Origin of the sequence: Bacteroides intestinalis (assembly GCF_003464595.1) — a bacterium.
Taxonomy (GTDB): domain Bacteria; phylum Bacteroidota; class Bacteroidia; order Bacteroidales; family Bacteroidaceae; genus Bacteroides; species Bacteroides intestinalis_A.
The window spans coordinates 475,028-499,296 of record NZ_QRZF01000003.1 but is presented as its reverse complement, the minus strand read 5'-3'; the positions used below and the strand labels follow the sequence as shown (position 1 = coordinate 499,296).

Below are 24,269 nucleotides of genomic sequence, written 5' to 3'. Positions count from 1 at the left end.
ATACTGAAAACATTAAATTTTATGATATGAGAAAGAAATTTATATTTGCGGCAGCTCTATGCCTGACGACGTTATCTCTCACAGATAATATCAATGCAGCCGTACAAATTACGCAGGAAGTACAACAAGACGGACGGACCATACGTGGTACAGTCATTGATAACACCGGAGAGCCTGTTATTGGTGCAAACGTTACCATAAAAGGTACAACGAATGGTGTAATAACCGATATAGACGGTAATTTCATTTTAAATAATGCCAAAGGCACATTGGTTGTTTCCTTCGTCGGCTACAAAACTCAGGAAATTCCTATAACAAATAAAACTACTATCAATGTCACACTACAGGAAGATTCTGAATTATTGGACGAAGTAGTGGTCGTGGGTTATGGAACACAGAAAAAGGCATCATTAACCTCCGCTATTACCCAGATTAAAGGTGAAGAAGCGTTTGCCAACAAAGGTATCTCCAATGCTACAGTTGCCTTGCAGGGTGAAGTTCCGGGTTTGGTGATCACCCGTACTTCCAGCCGTCCAGGTAGTGAAAATGCAGCCATGAAAATACGTGGTGATATATCCATCAACGGTAACTCCAGTCCGCTGATCATCATTGATGGTATGTCCGGTTCTTTGGACGAACTGAATGCTATGAACCCTAATGACATTGAGAATATCTCCGTTCTGAAAGATGCTTCCGCTGCTATCTACGGTGCCCGTTCAGCGGCAGGAGTCGTGCTGGTAACGACTAAACGCGGTAAGAAAGGTAAGGCGCAAATAGCTTATAGCGGTTCTATCAGCCGTACTACAAATGGTATTCAGCCTCCCCTCACCGATAACAGACAATGGCTGGACATGTTCTTTGAAGCACAATACTGGGATGCCAATTACGGTACTCCGGGAATGCTAGATCCACGCCAGACCTATCAAAATGTAAATTATTGGATTCTTGGTGGTGGAAAAGCTACTGCCTGGAATCCGGAAACAGGCAAGTGGGAAGATGATCCGACGATTATCGATCCTAATACAGGTGCAATCATGTCGTATGGTGGTTCAAACCTGTTTGATGCACTCAGAGCAGGAAAAGTGGTTACAATAGCGGATGGAAGTAAAATCAAACGCTGGGATCCCAATGTTTATATGGAAGATTACCTGTATGGTCAGGCCACTTCGCATAAACATACGGTAACAATTTCCGGAGCAGATGACAAATTCAATTATTACGCTTCATTGGGTTTTTCAGACAGCCAGTCACAACTAAAAGTGGCGGACGATGGCGAAAAGAAATATAGTGCACGCCTGAATGCTGATTACCAAGCCAATGAACTGTTAAAATTCTCCACGAGCATGGCTTATGAAAAGCGTGATATTTCCACCCCCTCTACCGATGTAGGTACCGGCTGGATGGACCCTTGGCTCTGGCCTATACTCAATATGAATGGTGATCCTTATGATACATTCAGTGGTAGCCGTAATCCGATCGGAGGTCTTCTGTATGGTGGTCGTATCGACAATTCACTGACTACCTTCCGTGGAGACATGAAGATCACACTTGATTTGTCGAAATGGGTAAAAGGATTATCCCTGGTAGCATCCGGCAACTACAAGTTGGCACAAAGGAATAAGACAGAGGTAAAGAATGAGGTAACCTATTATGATTGGATCGGTACGGTAAACGGTAGCAAAAACGGTCCGGGTTCGTTAAACGAAAGCGTCGAAAAATGGGAAAATGTTACTTTGGGTGGCTTTGCCAATTATGAACGGACATTTGCAAATATACACAGTATTTCCGCCATGATCGGTATGACTGCTGAACAAGAAACATCCAAGAAAGTAGTTGCTGCACGCAACATGGGGCCCATGTATCCGGGCTCCGGTTTAACGGACTTAAATGTGTGGATTACAGGCGACAATAACACAGCAGAAGGCGGACAGGGTTCCTGGGGATTCGTATCCTATATGGGACGTCTGAACTATATCTATGATGACAAATATTCAGTCGAAGTATTAGGGCGCCGGGACGGTTCTTCCAAACTGGACAAATCACAGCGTTGGCAGAATTTCTATTCTGTTTCCGGATTCTGGAGACTCTCACGTGAGAACTTCCTGAAAGATATTCCTTGGCTGAGCGATTTAAAAGTCCGTTATAACTACGGTAAAACAGGCAGTGTAGAAGGAATCAGCAATTACGAACGTTTCTCAGAAATCAAGACGGGAACAGCTCTTTTCGGAATCACCCCTACACAGCATACTTCACTTTGGGTAGATGGTATGCGTTCTGCCGACCGTACCTGGGAAACTCTAAACAGCCATAATATCGGTATGGACGTAGCAGTCCTCAACAACCGGCTGAGAGCTACAATGGAATATTTTATAAAGACCAATGACGGTATGTTTATCACAACATCCTATCCGGCAGTGCTGGGTGCCGGAGCACCGAAGTTGAATGACGGAAAATTACGTGCCAAAGGTTGGGAAATAGCCTTGAATTGGAATGACCAGATCGGGCAAGTGAAATACAATATCGGCGGTTCTCTTTCCGACGCCTGGACAAAACTCCTCACATTGCCCAATAATGAAGAAATACCTCAGCCAGGTTATAACTCAAAACGTTTAGTCGGCAAACCGTTGAATGCGATTTATGTTTATCAGACAGACGGTCTTTTCCAGACTCAGGAAGAAGTGGATGCATTTTATGAAATGTTTTATTGGAATGCAGATCATACAGGTCCTAAAGCCGGTAATATTCTTCCGGCTCCGTCAGAAACCAATCTGGAACGTCTTCGCCCGGGAGCTCGCAGGTACGTAGATTTGGATGGTGACGGTGCCATTACAAACAAAGACATTTACTATGCAGGTGAAACATCTCCGCGTCTGACATTCGGATTTAAAGCCGGTTTAGAATGGAAAGGTATTGATGTTTCCGCTTTCTTCCAGGGAGTTGGCAAACAGGTTATTTTAAGAGGTGGAAGTGTGTATGCACCGTTTGTCGTAAACTACGTAAGACAGAATTATACATTCATGGGGAAAACATGGGCACCCGATCATACGAATGCTGAATATCCGATCCTGTCCCGTAATCAAAACTTCAACAAGTTCAACTATAATAACATTGATGCCAGTGTACAGAAAAACAGATATATACGTTTGAAATCTCTCGTTGTAGGTTACTCACTGCCTAAGCAATGGATTGCCAAAGCCGGCCTCAACAAACTAAGAGTCTACTTCTCTGGTGATGACTTGTGGGAATGGACAAAAATCAAAGATGGTTATGACCCGGAAAATGGTGAAGGAGGTAATACGACATTCCCATTCAGCCGCTTGCTGACTTTCGGTATAGACGTTACATTCTAAAAACAAACTTATATAATTACAGAATATGAAAACGATAATAAAGAATATACTATTAGTGTCCGCAATGGCACTTCCATTAGCTTCATGCAGTGATTTTCTTGATAAAGAGCCACTGGATAAGGGAACAGAAGCTATTGTTTTCAAAACTCCCCAGCAATTTGAACAGGCCGCCAATGCACTCTATAATACAGAGGGATGGAAAAACTATGAGAATAAAGCCAATTACGGCAACATGGACCGTGGGCTCGATATTTCAGGATTAGGTTCTAACGGAGGCGGCTCGGCACCTGAAAGCAATTTCCAATGGGACAAACCTTATGGACATATCCGCACCTGCAATATCCTCTTGCAGAAAGCTGAAGAATACTCAGGAGATCCCAGCGGCATTGCCCAGTCTGTAGGTACTGCCTATTTCTTCCGCGCATGGCAGCACTTCTATCTGCTAAGAGTGTTCGGTGGCGTACCTATTGTAGACCGTGTATTGGATGTAACAGACGGAAATGTATTATTCGGTCCTCGCAAGAGTCGTTATGAAGTAGCCCACTTCATAATTTCCGATCTGGAGAAAGCTATCCCGATGCTGCCTAAAGAAAGCACCATTGCAGAAAATGCCAAAGGCAAAGTTAGTCAGGAAGCCGCACAAGCATTTCTGGCAAGAGTATTACTTTATGAAGCCACCTGGGAGAAATATGTTCCCAGCATCGACTATGATTTAGACGGAGACGGCAGTAACGTAGGTGCCGGTACAGCAAAACCCGAAGGATATTACTCAATAGAGAAGATGTTGACCGAAGCCAAACGACTGTCCGGTGAAGTAATTAAAGAAGCCGAATCCGGTACTTTCCAACTTTGGAATGAATGCGACTCTTTGAGTTATTTCTATTTATTCAATATTGACGACGGAGATGGCAACATTCCCAACTTCAAGGGAAAAGGTAAAAGTACAAATAAAGAATTCATTTTTAGTCAGAAGTTTGACTACAATTTAGCACGCATAGGTATTAACTTATCTCATACGGTTATCACCTGGCAGGCTACGGACATCAGTGCTTCGTTCGGTGAGTCTTTCCCATGCCGCAACGGACTACCTATCCGTATCAGCTATACAGGCAATATGTCCGATGCTCAAAACAATCCTGAATTCGCCGGCTATGATACATTTGTAGGTGAGTTCCGCAATCGCGACTACCGTTTCATCAGTTGCTGTATGTCCATACCTGACCGTACCATCTGGAGCAGTCGTCCGGAAGATGGCCGCCAATTGACGCAAACCGGAAATCCTTATCCGGAAGCACTGTTCCCGAAAAATAACGAAGTGTATGATGGTTCAGATCCTGCATATGGCAGTCCTTGCGGAATATTCAAGCCTACTCTTCGTACAAATGCCACAGCCGCCACATACGGTAGCCGTAAGTTCCTGATCGAAGGTGCCAACAGACCACAAAATACCGAATCTGCCGATTATCCGCTCATCCGTCTGGCCGAAGTGCACTTGATTTATGCGGAAGCAACTTGCGAATTGAACGGCGGAACCATTTCCGATGAGGATCTGAATAAATCCATTAATAAGAACCGTGCCCGTGCCCGCGTAGCTCCACTCACCAATGCCTTGATCGCCAATGTATGGGATGCCGGCTGGTTTGATCACGCTACGGGAAAAACAATCTGCAAAAAGATGAATATGCTCGATGAAATTCGTCGCGAACGTGCCTGTGAGCTCTTTGGCGAAGGTTTCCGTTCTGACGATCTGAAGCGCTGGGGTATTGCACACATCAACCTCAGAGGCCAGAAATTGGGTCGTCATATTCTTGGCACGGCTTACGAAACAGAAAAAGCAAATGATGCCACTTACTTTGGCGAACCCTGTTATTATCCTGAAAAATATCCGTTGCTCTACGGCATCTATCAAGGAAGCGGCCCCAATGATCCCGACTATGGACGTTCCATTGCTACACTGGCAGGCAACCTGCTTTTCAGCCAGCGCGATTATCTGTCTCCCATTCCTTTGGTACAGATTCGTTTGAATCCGCAATTGAAACAAAATCCGGGATGGTAAATATGAATAATAACTAAAATGTATTGAACAATGAAAACTATAAAATTTATTCTTGGAATGTTGTTGCTACCATTACTGTTTACAGCATGCAGTGATGACGAAGCCGGCGAACCTAATATCACAGCAGATGAATTCGTACAAGTTGCGAAACGTACAGCTAAAGTCACTTATGACGGTACCTATTACGTCTTGACCGAATACGTGGAAGGCGCAGCCACCGAATGGGGAATAACTCCATGCGTATTTATTGTTGACCGCGAAGAAGATGCGGCAAAGGTTAAAGCCTTGGGAGACGTAACAGATGTTGTATTTGCCGGTATCGGACAGATTACCGATTATCGTCCTGCCGATACGGATGCAAGTAAAAAGCATTATATGATTCTGTTGACCAGCATCAGTAAAAAATAAGATAAAAAATCATCAGCCTGCAATATTACATTTTAAAATGTATATTGCAGGCTATTACCATAAGAGCTAATCTCACTGAGAATACCATAAAAATGAAACTGAGCAAATTTATAGTTATCACAGGTGTTTTATTAAGCACCATCCACTATGCAAACTCGCAGAACCGGTTAGTCACCTATCCGGCACCGGAGGGGGCTGATTTAATGAATGATTTCACAGTGAAAGTACGGGAAACAGGAAAAGACTGGAAACCGGTTGACACATACCTTGTCAAAGTAGATGAAGTGCGGAATATCAAACATCATGTAGAAAGAGCTTCAATGAGTTATTTCGACTTTTCAGGTGAGGTCGAGGTATCAGTTACTTTCAATCACGGAGCGATTCAAAGTGGCAGAGTACGTCCTCTCTCCTATGGAATCACTCCTACAATAACCAACAATACCATGACCTTTAAGTTGAATCGTCCACGCAATCTATCGGTAGAAGTCAATGGAGATATCTTCCACAATCTCCATCTTTTTGCCAATCCGATAGACGAAAACAAACCCAGAAAACTTAAAGACCGTAATCTGATTTACTTTGGACCGGGAGTGCACCATTTACCCGGTGACACTCTGAATGTTCCATCCGGAAAAACCGTTTACGTGGCAGGGGGAGCAGTCATAAAAGGGCGTATTCAAGTGGTCGATGCACAAGATGTGAAGATACTGGGCAGAGGGCTGGTCCTTCCGGAACGCTGGGCGGGAATTCGTATCGTCCATTCCAAAAATGTATTGGTAGAAGGTCTGATCACAACGCAATGTCCCACCGGAGGCTCGGACAGCATAACGATACGCAATTTAAAAGTTATCAGTTCCTATGGCTGGGGCGACGGACTGAATGTTTTTGCCAGTAACAATATATTGTTCGATGGCGTATTCTGTCGTAATTCGGACGATTGCACTACGGTCTACGGCACCCGTATGGGCTTTACCGGTGGTTGCAAAAACATCACTATGCAGAACTCTACTCTCTGGGCAGATGTAGCTCACCCCATCTTCATCGGTATCCATGGAAATGTGGAAAATCCTGAGATTCTGGAAAACCTGAATTATATCAATATAGATATATTGGATCATAAAGAAAAGCAACTGGATTATCAGGGCTGTCTTGCCATCAACGCCGGAGACAACAACCTGATACGGAACGTACGCTTTGAAAATATCCGGATAGAAGACTTCAGACAAGGACAACTGGTCAATCTCCGTATCTTCTTCAACGAAAAATATTGCAAGGCACCCGGCAGAGGCATTGAGAATATCCTGTTCAAAGACATTTCTTATACGGGAAAGGATGCGGAAGTCTCCATGATTATCGGCTATGACAAAGAACGGAAAGTGAAAAACATTCGTTTCGAAAACCTGACGATAAACGGTGAAGTGATTTACGATGATATGCCCGAGAAACCTAAATGGTATAAAACTGGAGATATGGCACGTATCTTTGTGGGTGAGCATACAGAAGAGGTTACATTCAGTAAATAACCTATATTCTTCATCCGCGTCATCTGCGGATGAAGAATATCTTATAGAAGATTATTTCCCTCTTCTCTGTCCTCTCTGAGGCCTCATGTTCTGATACTTTTTATACTGTTCGTCCGTCAGAATCTTTTTGAGTTTCGCATCTGCCTCATTACGCTTCTTCTCCATTTCCTCGCGTGAAGGTCTTTCGCCCGAAGCATCTCTGTTTGGTCTCATCTCCTCCATTACTGCCTTAAACTCTTTAGCCTGAGTTTCATTCAGTCCCAGATCAGTTACCATCTGTTCGATGCGTTTTGACGGATCAGGACGTTCGCCTCTGTTTTCCTGTGCCATACCCACAGCCGTTCCCAGAAACAGGGCAAGGGCCAAACTTAAAATTTGCTTCTTCATAATTCTATTCATTTAAAAGTGAGTTAATTCCATTTTATTTATGAAACACGTATCTATGACAATATTCCCGGGATATAGTTTAATCCATAAATAGAAAAATCGACTAACAGAAGCTTTTTATCGATGAAAAAGGAAGGGAGGAATTATCAAGCCCTGTGGCTCCCTCAGGTTTTTCAATAATAAGTTTGCATAGTTTGTCAGCACTTCAGCACAACTCCATTTATTCTATTGAAACAGAAACGATTGCCGTATAATGGCAACCGTTGTGATAAGTGACGACAAACCGTTTGTCGTCACACTAAAAAATAAATTATTATAACTTTTCCACCCGATATACAATACCCTTGCAAGTTCGCTTATATTCCAGGTTGTTCTTTCGTAATATTCTTCCGAAGTGATTTACATTGCTAGCTGTCAGCTTTATATCCCTACTCTTACTCCGTAGATGTTCCAATATTTGCATGGGGGACAAGTATTCGCCTTCTTCTCCCTTCTCCGGTGAACGAAAATAACAATGGAATAACTGCTCAACCGGACTCATTTGCTCGAATTCCCGGTTCGCTTCACGCAAAATAGCTTCATCGGCATCATCAAACCAATAACGTTCGCCCTTTACGATGGCTTCCATCGCCTGTGCATAGAGTTGGCGGTAGTTGATGGTTACGTTTGTATCAATCGGTGCCGTCACTTCTATACAGATGAAACGGCGGCTGCCGCTCGGATCGGTCAGCAAGTCTTTCTGATTGCTTGTCCCGATGAACGAGGCATATCGCCGCATTTCCTGTATGCTGCTGCCATACGGTTTGCGCAGGTTGGCAACAGGCTTTTGCAATAAATGCTTCAGAAATCCCTGCTGATTGATACTGACCTGGTCGAATTCATCGATGTTGATCAGCATAAAGCGCCCTAAGTATAGTTCTGCATCCCGTTTGCTTTTGAAGTCCAGGCTGTCGGTGTAGCCGAAACGGAGTTCGGGTGGAAGAATGATGCGGCAATAGGTGGATTTCCGAAAACCCTGCGCACCTACCAATAGGGGAGATGTACTGTTGGAATGCAACTTATCGAGCCCCCTCCAATGAGCCACCATATTCAGGAACCAACGGTAGAAAAGTTCCCTCCAATGAGGATTGTTGCAGGGCACAAGGTCGGCCAGCGCGCGAATGCGGTCTTTTCCGTCCCAACGGCTCAGGTTGCAGAGATAGTCTTCCACCGGATTATAAAGCGGTACGCGATTAGAGGATAAATACCTGTTCACATCCCTGTCCCACACACGGATACCTTCTTGCAGGGCATCCATGGCTATGCTGTTTTTTACGCGTTGGTCTACGGGTTTGAAATAAAAATGAATGGAGTCCCGTTGCCGGTATTCCAGGTCGTTCGTCAAAGCGTTGAAGCGGAATTCGTATCTGCGTTCCATAAATTCGTTCAGTTGGAAGGCGATAGCCTGTTCCGGTGTCAGAGATTTCTTTTTGCCGAACCCCTTACACTCCTGATAGAGGTTGTGGACAGTTGTCCGCACGGTTTGTTCGTCCGCCTGCTTGAAATAGTGTATCATGACTTGGCGTACAGTCTCTTCCTCCGGTATGCCTGCCTTGAAGCAATGTTCTGCCAGACACACCAGCAGTTGCTGCAAGTCATCGCCTCGTTTCCATTCTTCCATTTCATTCAGTGCTTTGCTGAGGGTTGTTTCAAATAATAATGTGAAGGTCTGCGAGGTTTCGTAACCCGGTTTCAGTCTTAACAATGGGTTCTTTTCCGTCAATTGGCGTTGCCGGAAAGTCTCTTCACCGGGCATACCGAAGGGCTGTTCAAGGCAGAAAGGGATGGCTTGCCGGTTGAAGTAGGGATATGCATCCACTGTCATGCGGCAGCTTTGTGTCATAGAAGGCTCTCGCAGCGTGAGGGGAAACGGCAATATGGGCTGGTAACATTGCACGGCCATGCGGTAGGCATGTGCGTGAAAAGATTCCATATTTTCTACTTTCACCGGCAAATTCCCGTCCGGCAGGGCGAATTTCACCCAGATTTTCACACTTCGTCCGCTACTTCCGGCAAAAGCTGCCCAGGTTTGTGGTAACAAAGCCGCCTGCCGTTTCACCAGCTCCACTTCGGACAATCCGGCCAGATGGTTTACCTCCAACATCACTATGCCGTTGTAGTGTTTCAGTTTTCGCCCGTTGTTTCTGCTTCTTCCGAATTCCACGGAGGGATAAATGCGCGGCAACTTGTCAATGTGTTCGTAGTATCCTCCGCTGTCAGGATTCGTATAAAGGAGCATAGAGCGCAATCTTGTGACGTGTTCCTCTTTGGTTTCTGTTTTTATCCGGTCTATCCATGCGTCAGCTTCGCAGGTGCTGAGGGTTTCTTTTCCACTCTCCCGGCTTTCTCTGATAAGAGTTATTTTCATCAGTATATGTTTTTGAAATAATTGAGCAATAAGGGTTGTTCCTTAGCGGCTGCAAGGTACGCATAATATACGCTGCAAACAAATTATAAATGCCTTTTGTTATTCTATTCATCCTTAAAGATTACCCTCCTAAATGCATGAGAAAAATTAACGAATACTTAAGAGAATACTTGCTTTTACCTTATTTATTTCGTATCTTTGCTTAGTCTAAAATTTCATCCTGCAATTGCGGACCCGACGGTTTCGATATGGGAACTGAACAGCCTGCAACTGCCCACCGGACAACCCGCAATTGCAAGACGAAGTTTTAGACTAAGCATAAGAACATTTATCCTAAGCCAAAAGTACAAAAACGACAGACTATCTGCACATTTTTCTGCCTTGTTGTAGCTTTCAATCACTTGGGAAGAACAGTATTAACCCTTTAAACAGAAACAAAAAACAATGGCAGCACAGTATGATTTCCAAAGACGACCTAACCCGAAGGGTGACGGCGAATTGCAACCTTTGTATCCACGCATCGTGAATAAAGGTACGATTGACACAGAGCGTTTGGTTAGTGACATTTCCCGAATGTCCAGTTTCAGTCCCGGTGACATCAATGGTTTGTTGGCAGCAATAGAGGATCGGGTATCGTTTTATTTATCCGAAGGACATCATGTTCAGTTGGGGAATATGGGATACTTCTCGGCGGGCCTGAAGGGGCGTCCGGTGATGGACCCGAAAGAGATCCACGCGCAGACTATCTTTTTCGGCAAAGTGCATTTCCGCGTATCGCCCGATTTCCGCAAGCGGTGCGCCGGTTTTGTGGAGCGTGCCAAATATGGTTTTCGTAAGAGTGCGGAGCTTGGCGGTGCCGAGCGTTACCGCCGTTTACTGGTGTTTTTGGAGACGCATCCCTTCATTACACGCAAAGATTACAGCAGTATCACAGGACTTTTGAAGAATAAAGCGCTGAATGACCTCAATTTGCTTGTGGAAAAGGGATATTTGAGCACAATTGGGCGTGGTTCGCATAAAGTGTATGTACGTGGTGAATCCCAGGAGATTAAATCAGAAAATGCGTAAATATGTCGGAAAAACAGTGCTGATAAACAGTTTGTCAGCACTGGTAACAATGGTTGTCATCACAAGACAACCATTTGTTTTATTGCACATTAGCTGTCTTAGTGCTGGAGTGCTGACAACTATCGAAAATCTTTTCATTGCCAACCTCTCAATTACTATTGAAGCTTTTACTCTTATATGAATGGGCTGAACTTTTTTGCAATAAATGCAGAATAACTTGCTTAAATACTTGGCTTTCGCTTTCTACCGTACTATCTTTGCTGTTGTTTTAGAACAGAAAGGGAAATATACGTATGGAACGAAATTTTGAATTCACCGAAACCGAAAGTCGCCTCGCCTTTGCCGCCCTCTGCGTAGAATGTGCCGCTAAGCGGCTGGGATGTACAGCCCGGGAAATGTACCAGCGAATGAAGCGTATAGGACTGATCCAACAGATAGCCCATCAGTTGGATCCGCTACATACACAAAGTCGTGAATACGTCACACAGGACATTGTGAAGGCAGTTCAACGTCTTGAGGCGCAACAAGGTATCGAACCAAAAGAAAACAAACCATGCTAACCGTCTATCACGGAGCCACATGCCCCGTCAGTCAGCCTCTTTGTAACGCCGGACGTTCTAATCTTGATTTCGGGCGAGGATTTTATGTTACTAACTTACGGGAGCAAGCTGTTAGTTGGGCTGTACGCCCTGTCAACGCCCACCTACCACAATGGCTCAACATCTACGAGCTGGACACTGATCGTATCCATGCGACTTATCGCTGCCTACGCTTCGAAGCCTACGACCGACAATGGCTTGACTTCATTGTAGGATGCCGTTCAGGGGAGTCCTTATGGCAAGAATACGATTACATAGAAGGGGGAGTAGCGGACAACCGTGTGGTAGATACTGTGCAGCTCTATATGCTCGGACTTATGGATATCAATACTGCCATCGGACGACTGGCACAGCATCAACCTAATAATCAAATATGTCTGCTCAACCAGTCCCTCACGGACGAATGCCTGCATTATATAGGCTGCGAATTCCTCAACAACGAAGCTCGCCAGAAAGGAGGCCAACCATGAACAACATCCCTAATACTCCAAAGCAAGAACCCTCAATAAATGATGATATCACCGTACGAGACATTATTCTATGGAATCGTATAGGACGGATTTCCGTACTACTGGCAAAGCGTCTCAATATAGAACCGGAACGTGCTTTCGACATCTTCTATGAAAGTGACACTTGCGAACACCTGCATGACGAAACTTCCGGCTTATATCTTATGGGCGACCTCTACGTGGTAGATGAAGTGATGATAGAGCTGCAACGGAAGCAAGGATGAAAAGCAGTCTTTTGAGAATAATTATTAAAATTTCAACTCCTACTCCACTTTATCATTCAGGAAACTTTCAAACTGCCCTGCATAATAAAATGGAAGGTTATACAACGTATATTGTTTCCCGGAAGGTAACCGTATTTCATCCGAGCAAAACGTTCCGTTCCACAAACGTATGGCAATATTCTCTTTCGACTCTTCCATAAATTGATGCAGAGAGCGCAATCGGGAATTATCTCCCGTTTTCACTTCTATCGGTAATAAACGGGACTTGAACTTATAAACGAAATCAACCTCCGCCTGCGAATTACGGGCATCGCGTACCCAAAACATTCGTTTAGTACCAAATGTAACAGATGCCCCCAACAATTCTTGCCCCACCACTTGTTCGGCTATGTCTCCATTCCACAGTTCGTCTGTTGCAGAAGTGAACAATAGGCGTTCCTGCATTTCCGCCACATAATTGACCAATCCCGTATCTAACCACAACAGCTTAGGACTTCTCTTTAAATCCGGAAGAATAGGAAACGAGGTGGAAATTAAAGGATAAACAAGTTCCAGTAAAAGCGTTTTCTCCAAAATCCTAAAGGCATCCCCCATCTCGGACGACTTGTAGGAAGAACCTGCGAATTTGGCAAACTGAAAGCGTTGTCCCGCCAATCCCCAACCGTAATTTAAGATGTAACGGAGTATATCTTGTTCTTTGTTCTTTTTTGCATACTTTTCAATATCATCTTTATAACCAGCTATCAACGAATTAAAAATATCATTCAGCCTTACCCAATCCTTGTACTTCGCATAGTTCGCCACCGCTTCGGGTAATCCGCCCACAATCATATATTTCCTGAATAAGTCCATCACATAGCTATGCACCGACTGTGGAACCGTCAATCGTTCTATTTGTTCCACTAAAACGTTTTCGCCCAATGCACCCAGAAATTCGGTAAAGGTACATGGATGCAAAGCCATATATTCCACACGCCCTACAGGGAAAGAAATATGGTTCCCCACCAGACTCTCCAACAATGACCCGGCGGCTATCACATGAAGATCAGGACGTTTCTCATAAAAATAGCGTAAAGACCTGACCGCTTCCGGTTCATTTTGAATCTCATCAATAAAGATAAGAGTTCGTTTATTTTCCATCCTGACACCTGCCTTGGCATAGATACCTGCCAGCAAATCATCAAACGATACTTCCCCGGCAAACAGGCGCGCATTTTCCTTCTCTTCCAGATTTAATTCAATAAAGACATCAAACTCTCGGGCAAAGAGCTTCACTAACGTAGTTTTTCCCACTTGCCTCGCACCTCTCAAAACCAAAGGTTTCCGTCCTTCCTTTTCGCCCCACCGATGAAGGGCTGTAAGAGCTAATCGTTGAAACATAGACAAACATTTAATATTCAATACAAAAGTACTGAATAAAGTCTAAAGCCAAAGGAAAAACAGGGTTATTTTAGATCAAAACCAAAGGAAAAATGAGGTTATTGTAACATCGACAAATCGACCTTGTAATAAGTTGGCGCCACATTATTCTTTTCAAGGAACATCACCATGTAAACGGGAGCATACACTAATTTGCCCTCCACTCGCAGATTATCATTACAGAACACTACAGCCTCGGAAAGATCATACTCTTTACAATCCATGATATTAGACAGAGCACGATGCACCTCATAATCCTTTCCCGACTTCACCTCGATGGGTAATACTTTACCATCAAGTTCGATGACAAAGTCCAGTTCGCCTCGCTTCTTATTGTTATAATAATAGGGATCTATACCATGCGCCACCAATTCCTGAGCAACCGCATTCTCGTATACGGAACCAAAATTAATATTCTTCTCCCCCCTGATAATTCGCAACTGAATACCTTCGGCGTATTGAGCGGCGAGCAAACCTATATCGTTCTGAAAAAGTTTGAACAGATTGCGTGAGCGAGCAAGCAATAAGGGTATCTTAGGTTCTTCCACATTATAAACAGATAATGCAACACCCGCATTTTTCAACCAAAGAAAACTGTTCTGATAACGTTCAAACTTGGCATTCTCGTTGAGCTTTTTCAAGATAAACCGTTTATTCTTGGCATCGAGTTCAGGCGGAATGAGATTAAAAATCTCTTCTATATAAAGTTTGTTATCAGGATCATATTGAGCAATGTCACGCTTATACAAACGAATGATATCCTGCTGCACAGCCATTACTGCTTGCAAATTATTACTCTCGATATATTTGCTCACGGCAGCAGGCATACCGCCCACAACCAGATACAAGCGGAACAATTCCATGATTTTAGAGTGGACAAACTCATCCACTGCCACGCGACTTTCCCAAGCATTACGCAGAGAGTCGATTATTTTATCATTAATGCCCACACACGAAATAAACTCCTCGAAATCGAGGGGATACATATCTTTGATTCCCATATATCCCACAGGTTCCGAACGCAAATCCTTCAGCTCTACACCAAGCAATGATCCACTCAAAATATAACGATACGAACCCTCATCTACTAAGAATTTGATGGCTGTAACCATCTCAGGACACTTCTGTACCTCATCGAAAAATATGAGTGTTTCACCTTTAATCAGTGGAATTGTAGTCATGGCCGACAGACGAAATAGTATATCCGCACTACCCTTTGCACCTTTGAAAACGTCTACAGCTTCAGGATTATCTATAAAATTTATCTCAACAAAACTCTTGAACGACTTTCCAAATTGCCGGATAGAATAAGTTTTACCGATTTGACGCGCGCCGGTAATCAGCAAAGCATTACGAGTGGTCTCATAATAACGCTTAATGTAATGGTCAATCTTTCTTTTCAGCATGGCTTCTACAGTTTATCCTAAACGACAAAAGCACCCGCTTGCCGTTTTTCCAAGACGAAATTAGTACAATTACGCCACTTATCCAAGGAAAATAGACGCTTTTATGCCGTTTTTCCAAGAAAACAAAAAAAACATCGAGTATTTCCTTTCATTCAGGAAAGATTTTCATTTTTTGTCCTAAATAAAAGGAAAGGCTATGAGAAAAGATGTTATCAAGTCACTTTTTGCCATCAAGCAGAGCGAAATTCCTTTCGATGTCATTGAGCGCGATACGAAGTTACCGATAAATCGCAAAAAAACTCAAAAGACAAAGTAACGCTTAAAAAATAAGTTGGTACATAAATGATAATTTATCGAAGCGGAGCTTCGTAGTGATTAATGTTTAGTGATAAATGATTAGTGGGCTACGCAATTATTCCGCATGGCACTAATCACTTATCACTAAACATTAATCACTAATAAATTATCATTTATGCACTTACTCGCCGCACTTGCTTATGTACCAAGTTATTTTTTAAGCGTTACTGAATAAAAAGTTACGCAAAATGGAGAAACAAATCCATGATTTCGTTGTTAAATGTGAAAAAAGGCGTATCTTTGCAACTGAACTATTTGACATGATGATATTTTAACATATATCATGTCCTCCTTCGGTTAGGTTAAAATGTAGCGATTTGTATCTAACGACCGGATGAGCGTAGCCTGTATCAGTTATTGGTACGGGCTTATTCTTCCTGCGTTAAGGGTGCGCTACATACCTGACCTTAGGGATAGAGTAATGCCCCCGTACCTTTATAATAAAGCCATTATAGCCGTATAGGGAATGATTTTAAACTTATAATCAAACACTATATGGCTAATTGATTATCTACAAAGTCAGTAGCTGAGAAATACGGCATACCGAAAGAGCAAATCCGGGAATGGATTAGGTTACGTTATCTGACATGCTCTTCTATAGGCACAGAACCTTATGAAGACAATGACCCACTGATAGATACTGACGAACTTGACAAAGCTCTCGAATTTAATTCACTAAAATCTTATCCTGATGATACCATGATGGAACGAGTGCGAAAAGAGCATTTGAATTGGCTTTATCAAGAAAAAGCCCGTCTGGAAAAAGTCAACGATGATTTATTAGAGGAAATTCATAAGCACGCCCGACGGGAAACAGAACTGGGAGAGAACTTAGAGAAAATGATGAATTATACACATGAAATCCTTGAAATTCATGAGAAAATGATGAAAGATTATGAGAATAAGATATCCGGGAAAGGGGGAATTTGGCCTTTTCTTTATCACTTCTTTATCATAAAAAAGAATAAGACCCTCATCTAACCAATATATACATACCCGTTTTTTCCAATCCTTTTCATCTCGTGAATACGGAGCCCGCGATGAGCTCCGTATTCTTTTTTTTCAATTACAGCCTGTACGTTCTTTACGCAACAGTACCCCTTCTTTCCATTCCTCCATCCTTACAGTAGGTGCACCTCCCTCCTCTTCCATTCCTGAAAAGTAAAGCCGTTGTTCCCTGCCGTCTTTCAGTATCACAATCAGCTCGTCCGCCGAAGGAGCAAATACAGAATGTACACTATTCTCTTTCTCAAAGGGCTCTATGACAGTCAGATAACGGACCTGAGCAGCGTCCATACGTACCCCGAAAGTAATACGCCTTTCAGCCTCATCACCCAGAGGATAATCTCCGCCGATAACTGTTTTCAGGCGGATAGCCTGAAGTCCATCCAGATCAAAGGTATATTGGGCAGGCGTTTCAAAACCTGCATTCACAGGTTCGGCAGGAAGCCCCCAACTGTAGTTCTCTCCACTGATATTGATACGACCATCGGCATAGTCTTTAGTATTCCCAAAAGGATTATCCTGTACGTTGTTCTTGACAACCGGAAGATCAGCAAGACGGATTTGTTTACCGTCTTTCGTTTCCAAGACAGCTTCTGCCCAGAACAGAGTTTTAGAGCGGTTGGCATGTTGAGTGGCGGAAGACAGTGTTAATTTCCGGATACCCGTAATATCCACATCCACCTTTCCTTCACCCAGAATCCAGGCACCGAAGCTGCCTTCGGCAAGTAGTTTACCATCTCCCTCTACCATGTACTTCAGGTTGCGCTGCGTTCCGTGATCTTCGGGAGCACGTCCGGTATAAGCAATCCGTTGGATATTAGGCCAAGCATTATAAATATCCATGTAGAGATTACCCGACTCACCGTACATACGTGTTCCCCGGTTATCAGCTTCGGGACCGAATTTGGTCAGGAAACTGGCTTTCAGAGTTCCGGTTACGGAATATTGATTGATATCAGTTACTAACGGTGCGGCACTCAGGGCATCGGTATCCAATTGTGCCTGATGGGAAATGAACTCTTTCTTATCGGCGGACAATCCTAACAAGCCTTTTATCTGGAAAAGAAGATCGAAACGATGTTGCTTGTTCTCTGTACTTTTGTCATAATCTGCAAGAACTACATAATCGTCCGTCACAACCATCAGTCTGCGTTGAAAGACAGGTTCGGTAAATCCTGTCAGCACTCCGAATCCGGGATGCTTTTCGGGTACGGGGAAATAACGGGCTTCCCACTCTGTTTTCTCTTTGAAATCCCTCGGTCCACGCATACTGTGCCGCAGTCCGCCATAAGCTGGATAACTCCATGCGGCAATTCCTTCCACACAACCGGCCTGAAATAAATCACCTGTATAGAACAGGCTACGCTTACTGTCATCTGTTTCCTGTTGCTTCAAATCAACAGTAACCATGTTTTTGGAGATACTGCTCTGTACATAGAAATTATACATATAAGGAGCATAGCTATACCACACCATCTCCGGATTGTAGAAACTACGCCCATAACGCATCAGTGAAAGCATGGCAGTACGATCAAAATGTCCGTGATAACCACCGTGTGTTCCATATTTCAAAACAGCCTGTATCTTTTCGCGCGGCTCCTGCTGGGTGGAACGCAACATTAATGCTCCTGCATTGTCAGCATAAGCTCCCCGGACATCTCCCGGCTCCACCTCGGGCAACTCGGGTACACCATAGATCAAATCATTCCGCCCGGGAGACATCCGTATGAAAGCAGCATAGCGCGGATCACGGAAAGCATAGTACGCCATCTCAAAACTGTCGCCACCCACTTCACGTTCAGTGGCGTCATTGATTCCGAATATCCAGCCCCGATAATCGAGGAAAGGCAAAAGGGCATCCGACATCATTTTGATAGTGACATAAGGTTGGTGAATGGGGCCGCGAATACGGGAACTGTGTCCATGATGAAGATTACGGCTCTCTTCACGTTCATTGGCCCCGACTTTCTCATACTCTGGAGTGAGGTTATAATCAACGGGGAATTTCTCCGTCAGCAGGGAATATCCGAAAGGATTCAATGCCAACCCTATTTGTATATATTCGCTCGCGACCCAAAGATTATAGCTGACCGTGCACTCATACCACCATCCATCGGGCATTGTATAAGTGCGGAACTTATCCATCAGGCAGGAAGGTGCGTAAAGCACTTCGTCCACCAGGTTGAAATCCTGTATGGCTAAAGCGCAGAAAAAGACTCCCGTCAGTTGGGAAACCGCCCAGTTAGCTCCGCCCGTTGATTTGTAGCGCAGATATTGGTCGATATAAAGCCGGAAAGTATATTCTATCTGAGCCTTTTCCTGTTTGTTCATGATATTGGCATCCATAATCAGATCATAAGCCTGCGCCAGATGCTGAAAGAAGTGCCCTTCCTGTACACTTGCCTGGTTGGAAGCTTTCCGGGTTAGCGGGAAACCGGTCTGATAATCACTGATCATCAGCAGGAATTGCTTTACCTTATGGGCAAATTCCGTTTTACGCGTCAACTGCCATGCAATGGCATTATTCATCAGACCGTACTCATGAGTGGTCGCACATAAATAAGGAATACCGTCACTGTTAGCAGCATAAGGAGGACGTGAAGGCACTCCCCAACGTTCTGCATCCTGCACATAACGTTTTTTGCGCTCCATAGCCCAGTCATATTTTTCCGCTTTCGCGCGAACTTCTTCCCATCCTTCCATCGTATGGATTGTAAACGGATGCGGCATACTGCGCAAAGTGGTAAACGTTGATGTCTGCACAGCAGCAGGATTGGCAGAAGGTAAAATCTGTAGTACCTGCTTTTCACGGCCTCCGGCGGGAATACCCGGCGGTACCACCACCTGTAATTCCACTTTCCGTTTCTCACCCGGTGCCAACTCTATTTGTGCCGGTTCTACTGTAACCGGAAAAGCTTCCCAACCATATTTAGGGATAGAAAAAGAAACTGTTTGTGATTTTGATTCACAATTAGTAATCCATACCGGATAGACAACTGTTTCTCCGGCTTCTCCCGATTTGGAATAAGAGTCGGCTACTACTTTCACCGAGTTTCCTTCTATCAGACGGGTAGAAAGTAATTTCACTTTACCGCCATGCTTTCCGAAAAGACGAACAGCAATGGATTTAATCCGCCGTATAGTGCTCTGTGAGGCTTTCGGAGTATCAAAGACAGAAAAAGGAATAAATAATCTGCCGGCACCATTCTTTTGATTTTGTAAGGTTAACCGGATTTTACGGGTATCAAACGGATTGTCTATTTTCTCCGGTTCTCCGAACTTCAGGGCATTACTTGAAACAAGTATTTCAACGGGTATATCGTTTGTGCCGGATAACTTCAGATTAAGTTCAAGACCATAATAAGACATCAGGTCGATCACGGAATTGTCAGTATATGGATGTTGGGGGCCATCAGGCTCCGTATAGATAAAAGTGTCGTCGGAAGCACAAGTCCAATCGTTTGTAAGCCCTTGCCAATTCTGTTTATCAGCAAATAAACCGGTTTTCAGCTTTTGGCGGACAATGGCAACTGCATAAATCTCGCCTATAGATGCCGACTGATCATACGCTTCAAAGCGGACAAGTGCAGAATTTCCGTTCTTCAATGCTTCCGCCGGAATGGGATATACCACTTCAAATAGTCCGTGCCGGTTACGATTGAGCCCTTCAGTATACAAGAGGGTACCATTGACAGATATATTAAATAAGAAATTCTCCCCTTTTCCGGGCTTATTCTCACCGGAATACTGCACAACTAACAATTGCGGAACGGTATCCGTTTTCATCCGGTAAGTGAGAGATTCTCCTTTTCCACTGGTTCGAACATGATCGTCCGATGTATAAATTGCATCTACAATATACGGTACATATCTTTCGGGCAATGTGCTTTGGGCAGATACATATAAAACAATCAGGCTATATGCCACTATCAATAATATCTTTTTCATCATAGTATTTATCATGGATGTTTTCAATGTAGTACGAACAAAATAAGCATAACACTCATCCTCCTACCCACATTTATAGTATCAAAGATACACTTTCCTTCAGGTAAAACGAATTATAGCGGCATAATTTCAAATTGGAATGAGTGCAATTTATTCTTATTCGTATTAACAAAATAAGGAGCGCAAAATAAGCGTAAGGTAACTCCGGATTCAAACGTAACATAAATATAAATATCATGAAACAACTTTTATTCTTTGTTTTTCTGACCTTGTTGATAACCCGGACGGATGCACAGGAATATCCAAAAGCAATCTTGCCGGGCGATTATCCTGACCCCTCCATCATGCGCGATGGGGAAGATTATTACATGACTCATTCACCCTTTTATTATGCACCGGGATTCCTGATCTGGCACTCTCGGGATTTAATGAACTGGGAACCCGTATGTCGGGTAATGCCGGAATACGAGGGTTCTGCCATGGCTCCCGATCTGTTGAAATATAAAGGGAAATACTACATTTATTATCCCGCAGGAGGTACCAACTGGGTGATCTGGGCCAATGACATCAAAGGTCCGTGGAGCAAACCGACCGACCTGAAAGTACATGGCATAGATCCAGGGCACATTGTCGATGAGAACGGAAACCGCTACTTATATGTGAACGAAGGAGAAGTGATTCAGCTTACAAATGACGGATTGGGCACCATCGGAGAAAAAAAACAAGTATACGAGGGTTGGATATACCCAAAAGGATGGGATACGGAATGTATGTGTCTGGAATCGCCCAAACTGAATTATCGGAACGGCTACTATTACATGACTTCCGCCCAAGGAGGAACAGCAGGTCCAGCAACTAGCCACATGGTGGTCTCCGCCCGTTCGAAAAATGTCACAGGGCCGTGGGAAAATTCTCCTTATAATCCGGTGATACATACTTACAGTGCAACGGATAACTGGTGGTCGAAGGGACACGGTACACTGATTGACGATGTAAACGGTAACTGGTGGATTGTATATCATGCGTATGCAAAAGGGTATCACACTCTGGGACGTTCCACGCTTATCGAACCAATTGAATGGACACAGGATGGCTGGTATCGCACCAAGTCGACAGCTACCCCGATCACTCCCAAACAGAAAATCAAACATGGTTTAGAATTATCTGACGATTTCAATGGGCCGGATCTCGGACTGCAATGGACATTCTGGAAAGAATATGCTCCCCAATCCCTGAAATTCAAACAGCAAACACTGTGGATGAATGCTAAAGGAAAAACTCCCGCCGATGCCCGCCTTCTGCTGGCTACCGTTGAAGACAAGAATTATGAAACACAGGTGGAGGTAAACACAGGAAATGGAAATACAGCCGGTCTGATTCTCTATTACAATGAAAAAGCTTACGCCGGAATCACCTCTGACGGAAAAAGCTTTACCATCCATCAAAATGCAGAAAAGAGCTTCGGACTTCCCAACAAGATAGGCAAACGCTTCTTTGCCAAAATTCAAAATCAGGGAAACATCATGCGGGTTATGGTCAGCAAAGACGGTAAAGAATGGAACACTTTAGCCGAGAATATAGATGTCTCCCAACTGCATCATAACAATTATAAAGGCTTCTATGCGTTGCGCATCGGATTGCTTTCCGCCGGCAAAGGAAATGCGGGATTCAGGAAATTCCGCTACAGGAATGCCATTCCGGAAGAAAAAGATATGAGTGCGTATCTGATGGTTTTCCATAAAGACGAGACACATGGTCTATATATGGCTGTGAGCCATGACGGATATAACTTCACCGCCTTGAATGATGGTGAACCCGTAATTGCCGGAGATACGATTGCCTATCAAAGGGGGATTCGTGACCCACATATTTATCGTGGACCGGATGGAGCTTTCTACATGGCTATGACGGACTTACATGTCTTTGCCCAAAGGGACGGCTACCGGGAAACCCAATGGGAACGGGACGGAAAGTACGGCTGGGGAAATAACCGCGGACTGGTATTGATGAAGTCATGGGACCTGATAAACTGGAAACGTACAAACATATGCTTCGACCAGATGTCGGCAGGACTTAGTGAAATAGGTTGTGCCTGGGCGCCCGAAATAACTTTTGACGAGAAGAAAGGAAAACTGATGATTTATTTCACAATGCGCTTCAGGAACGAACCGAATAAACTATACTATGTATATGTGAATGATGAATTCGACACCATTGAGACATTGCCACGGACTTTATTTGAATATCCCAACGAAAAAGTTTCGGCAATTGATGGAGACATCACGAAAATAGGTGATCAATATCACTTATTTTACGTAGCCCATGACGGAGAAGCAGGTATAAAGCATGCGGTTTCGAATATAGCTAACGGCGATTATACATTCGATCCCCGTTGGTATGATTTAGAGCCCAAAGCCTGTGAAGCTCCCAATGTTTGGAAGCGTATCGGAGAAGACAAATGGGTACTGATGTATGATGTGTACAGCGTCAATCCGCACAACTTCGCTTTCATCGAGACTTCAGACTTTGTTAACTTTAAAAATCTGGGACGTTTCAATGAAGGGGTGATGGAAACGACTAACTTTACATCGCCCAAGCATGGTGCAGTCATCCATTTGACAGCAGAGGAAGTGGAAAGATTAGAGGAGTACTGGAAACAGAACAAAAGGAAATATGTCTCTACGGCATCCATAAAGAAAAATCCGGTATTTCCGGGATTCTATGCAGATCCGGAAGTGATGTATTCGAAGAAAACCGGAAAATATTATATCTATCCGACTACCGACGGGATACTGAACTGGGGCAGTACGCTATTCAAGGCTTTTTCTTCCGATGACCTTCTAAACTGGAAAGAAGAAGGAGTTATCCTTGATCTGAAGAATGTATCATGGGCCCAAAAGAATGCATGGGCTCCCTGTATCATTGAAAAGAAACAGGAGGACGGCAGTTACAAATATTATTACTATTATACAGCCGAGCAACAAATCGGAGTAGCAATCGCCGATCATCCGACCGGACCTTTTGTAGATTCCGGAAAACCTCTGATTGATAAAGAACGCCCCAAGGGTATGACCAGAGGACAGAATATAGACCCGGATGTCTTTACCGATCCTGTCAGTGGCAAGACTTATCTGTACTGGGGAAATTATTACATGGCTGTATGTGAACTGAATGATGATATGATATCCGTAAAACCCAATACAACACGGTTGTTGATAAAGAACGACACTTATTACAGCGAGGCCGCTCATGTATTCTATAGAGATGGGTATTACTATTTCACATGGTCGAAAAACGACACGAGAAGTGTGGATTATGAAGTGCGTTATGTACGTTCCAAATCTCCGGTCGGACCTATTGAGCCGTCCGAAAGCCAGGTTATCCTTTGCAAGAAACCGGATCAGGGAATCTTTGCTACCGGACATCATTCAGTTATGCAATTGCCGGGTAAAGATGAATGGCGGATTGTTTACCATCGATTCAAGTTTCCGGATGCCGTAACAATGGGCAGAAAAGCCGGGTTCCACAGAGAAGTGTGCATTGATAAAATGGAATTTGATGAGGATGGCAAGATAAAAAGAATAACCCCTACATTGTAATAAT

General features: G+C 43.8%; 15 protein-coding genes. 10 read left to right on the top strand and 5 right to left on the bottom strand.

Going from position 1 to position 24,269, the window contains the following annotated elements; translation table 11 throughout:
- Nucleotides 1–26: 26 nt before the first annotated feature.
- The 4 genes from DWW10_RS06575 to DWW10_RS06560 all read left to right on the top strand — a co-directional run bounded on the left by DWW10_RS06575 (nt 27) and on the right by DWW10_RS06560 (nt 7,337).
- Entirely contained in the window at nt 27–3,350 is a 3,324-nt protein-coding gene (locus DWW10_RS06575) for a SusC/RagA family TonB-linked outer membrane protein (RefSeq protein WP_022393590.1), read from the top strand.
- A gap of 25 nt (nt 3,351–3,375) precedes the next feature.
- On the top strand, nt 3,376–5,406 hold the full coding sequence (locus tag DWW10_RS06570; RefSeq protein ID WP_007212181.1) for a RagB/SusD family nutrient uptake outer membrane protein: 2,031 nt from the start codon (nt 3,376–3,378) through the stop codon (nt 5,404–5,406).
- A gap of 30 nt (nt 5,407–5,436) precedes the next feature.
- Entirely contained in the window at nt 5,437–5,814 is a 378-nt protein-coding gene (locus DWW10_RS06565) for a hypothetical protein (RefSeq protein ID WP_007212180.1), read from the top strand.
- A 92-nt stretch (nt 5,815–5,906) separates the two neighbouring features.
- Nucleotides 5,907–7,337, top strand: coding sequence for a glycosyl hydrolase family 28 protein (locus DWW10_RS06560; RefSeq protein ID WP_029327969.1), 1,431 nt, complete (start codon nt 5,907–5,909; stop codon nt 7,335–7,337).
- Between the two features lie 51 nt (nt 7,338–7,388).
- On the opposite strand, the gene DWW10_RS06555 is transcribed toward DWW10_RS06560, so the two are convergent.
- Together DWW10_RS06555 and DWW10_RS06550 are read right to left on the bottom strand one after the other, a co-directional pair.
- Nucleotides 7,389–7,724 carry a Spy/CpxP family protein refolding chaperone gene (locus tag DWW10_RS06555; RefSeq protein ID WP_022393589.1) on the bottom strand — a complete coding sequence of 112 codons (336 nt, stop codon included), beginning with the start codon at nt 7,722–7,724 and terminating at the stop codon, nt 7,389–7,391.
- A gap of 313 nt (nt 7,725–8,037) precedes the next feature.
- Nucleotides 8,038–10,131, bottom strand: coding sequence for a BT4734/BF3469 family protein (locus tag DWW10_RS06550; protein ID WP_022393588.1), 2,094 nt, complete (start codon nt 10,129–10,131; stop codon nt 8,038–8,040).
- A gap of 444 nt (nt 10,132–10,575) precedes the next feature.
- On the opposite strand from DWW10_RS06550, the gene DWW10_RS06545 reads away from it, so the two are divergent.
- The 4 genes from DWW10_RS06545 to DWW10_RS06530 all read left to right on the top strand — a co-directional run bounded on the left by DWW10_RS06545 (nt 10,576) and on the right by DWW10_RS06530 (nt 12,531).
- On the top strand, nt 10,576–11,199 hold the full coding sequence (locus DWW10_RS06545) for an HU family DNA-binding protein (RefSeq protein WP_022393587.1): 624 nt from the start codon (nt 10,576–10,578) through the stop codon (nt 11,197–11,199).
- Nucleotides 11,200–11,492: 293 nt separating this feature from the next.
- Nucleotides 11,493–11,759, top strand: a complete 267-nt coding sequence (locus DWW10_RS06540) for a DUF3791 domain-containing protein (protein ID WP_007212175.1) — start codon at nt 11,493–11,495, stop codon at nt 11,757–11,759.
- Complete coding sequence (locus tag DWW10_RS06535; protein ID WP_022393585.1) at nt 11,753–12,268, top strand: DUF3990 domain-containing protein; 516 nt, start codon at nt 11,753–11,755, stop codon at nt 12,266–12,268. The genes DWW10_RS06540 and DWW10_RS06535 overlap by 7 nt, the downstream gene beginning before the upstream one ends.
- Nucleotides 12,265–12,531: a DUF3791 domain-containing protein gene (locus tag DWW10_RS06530; RefSeq protein ID WP_007212173.1), complete on the top strand. Its 267-nt coding sequence runs from the start codon at nt 12,265–12,267 to the stop codon at nt 12,529–12,531. Before DWW10_RS06535 ends, DWW10_RS06530 begins: the two co-directional genes overlap by 4 nt.
- A 39-nt stretch (nt 12,532–12,570) precedes the next feature.
- On the opposite strand, the gene DWW10_RS06525 is transcribed toward DWW10_RS06530, so the two are convergent.
- A complete protein-coding gene (locus DWW10_RS06525; protein WP_007212172.1) occupies nt 12,571–13,911 on the bottom strand; it encodes an ATP-binding protein in 1,341 nt (446 codons plus the stop codon).
- Between the two features lie 98 nt (nt 13,912–14,009).
- The gene (locus DWW10_RS06520) at nt 14,010–15,356 is read right to left on the bottom strand and encodes an ATP-binding protein (protein ID WP_022393584.1); all 1,347 of its coding nucleotides are present in this window, start codon (nt 15,354–15,356) and stop codon (nt 14,010–14,012) included.
- Nucleotides 15,357–16,412: 1,056 nt separating this feature from the next.
- On the opposite strand from DWW10_RS06520, the gene DWW10_RS26365 reads away from it, so the two are divergent.
- The gene (locus DWW10_RS26365; protein ID WP_022393582.1) at nt 16,413–16,694 is read left to right on the top strand and encodes a hypothetical protein; all 282 of its coding nucleotides are present in this window, start codon (nt 16,413–16,415) and stop codon (nt 16,692–16,694) included.
- Between the two features lie 81 nt (nt 16,695–16,775).
- Here the strand turns inward: DWW10_RS26365 and DWW10_RS06510 are convergent, their stop codons facing one another.
- Nucleotides 16,776–20,669, bottom strand: coding sequence for a hypothetical protein (locus tag DWW10_RS06510; protein WP_182021360.1), 3,894 nt, complete (start codon nt 20,667–20,669; stop codon nt 16,776–16,778).
- A 233-nt stretch (nt 20,670–20,902) separates the two neighbouring features.
- Here DWW10_RS06510 and DWW10_RS06505 point away from each other — a divergent pair, with 233 nt between their 5' ends.
- Complete coding sequence (locus DWW10_RS06505; protein WP_029427569.1) at nt 20,903–24,265, top strand: family 43 glycosylhydrolase; 3,363 nt, start codon at nt 20,903–20,905, stop codon at nt 24,263–24,265.
- Nucleotides 24,266–24,269: the final 4 nt, after the last annotated feature.

Bases quoted from the DNA above. Each gene is read 5' to 3' on its own strand.
- DWW10_RS06575 (WP_022393590.1), top strand. From the start codon at position 27: ATGAGAAAGAAATTTATATTTGCGGCAGCTCTATGCCTGACGACGTTA.
- DWW10_RS06570 (WP_007212181.1), top strand. From the start codon at position 3,376: ATGAAAACGATAATAAAGAATATACTATTAGTGTCCGCAATGGCACTT.
- DWW10_RS06565 (WP_007212180.1), top strand. From the start codon at position 5,437: ATGAAAACTATAAAATTTATTCTTGGAATGTTGTTGCTACCATTACTG.
- DWW10_RS06560 (WP_029327969.1), top strand. From the start codon at position 5,907: ATGAAACTGAGCAAATTTATAGTTATCACAGGTGTTTTATTAAGCACC.
- DWW10_RS06555 (WP_022393589.1), bottom strand. From the start codon at position 7,724: ATGAAGAAGCAAATTTTAAGTTTGGCCCTTGCCCTGTTTCTGGGAACG.
- DWW10_RS06550 (WP_022393588.1), bottom strand. From the start codon at position 10,131: ATGAAAATAACTCTTATCAGAGAAAGCCGGGAGAGTGGAAAAGAAACC.
- DWW10_RS06545 (WP_022393587.1), top strand. From the start codon at position 10,576: ATGGCAGCACAGTATGATTTCCAAAGACGACCTAACCCGAAGGGTGAC.
- DWW10_RS06540 (WP_007212175.1), top strand. From the start codon at position 11,493: ATGGAACGAAATTTTGAATTCACCGAAACCGAAAGTCGCCTCGCCTTT.
- DWW10_RS06535 (WP_022393585.1), top strand. From the start codon at position 11,753: ATGCTAACCGTCTATCACGGAGCCACATGCCCCGTCAGTCAGCCTCTT.
- DWW10_RS06530 (WP_007212173.1), top strand. From the start codon at position 12,265: ATGAACAACATCCCTAATACTCCAAAGCAAGAACCCTCAATAAATGAT.
- DWW10_RS06525 (WP_007212172.1), bottom strand. From the start codon at position 13,911: ATGTTTCAACGATTAGCTCTTACAGCCCTTCATCGGTGGGGCGAAAAG.
- DWW10_RS06520 (WP_022393584.1), bottom strand. From the start codon at position 15,356: ATGCTGAAAAGAAAGATTGACCATTACATTAAGCGTTATTATGAGACC.
- DWW10_RS26365 (WP_022393582.1), top strand. From the start codon at position 16,413: ATGATGGAACGAGTGCGAAAAGAGCATTTGAATTGGCTTTATCAAGAA.
- DWW10_RS06510 (WP_182021360.1), bottom strand. From the start codon at position 20,669: ATGATGAAAAAGATATTATTGATAGTGGCATATAGCCTGATTGTTTTA.
- DWW10_RS06505 (WP_029427569.1), top strand. From the start codon at position 20,903: ATGAAACAACTTTTATTCTTTGTTTTTCTGACCTTGTTGATAACCCGG.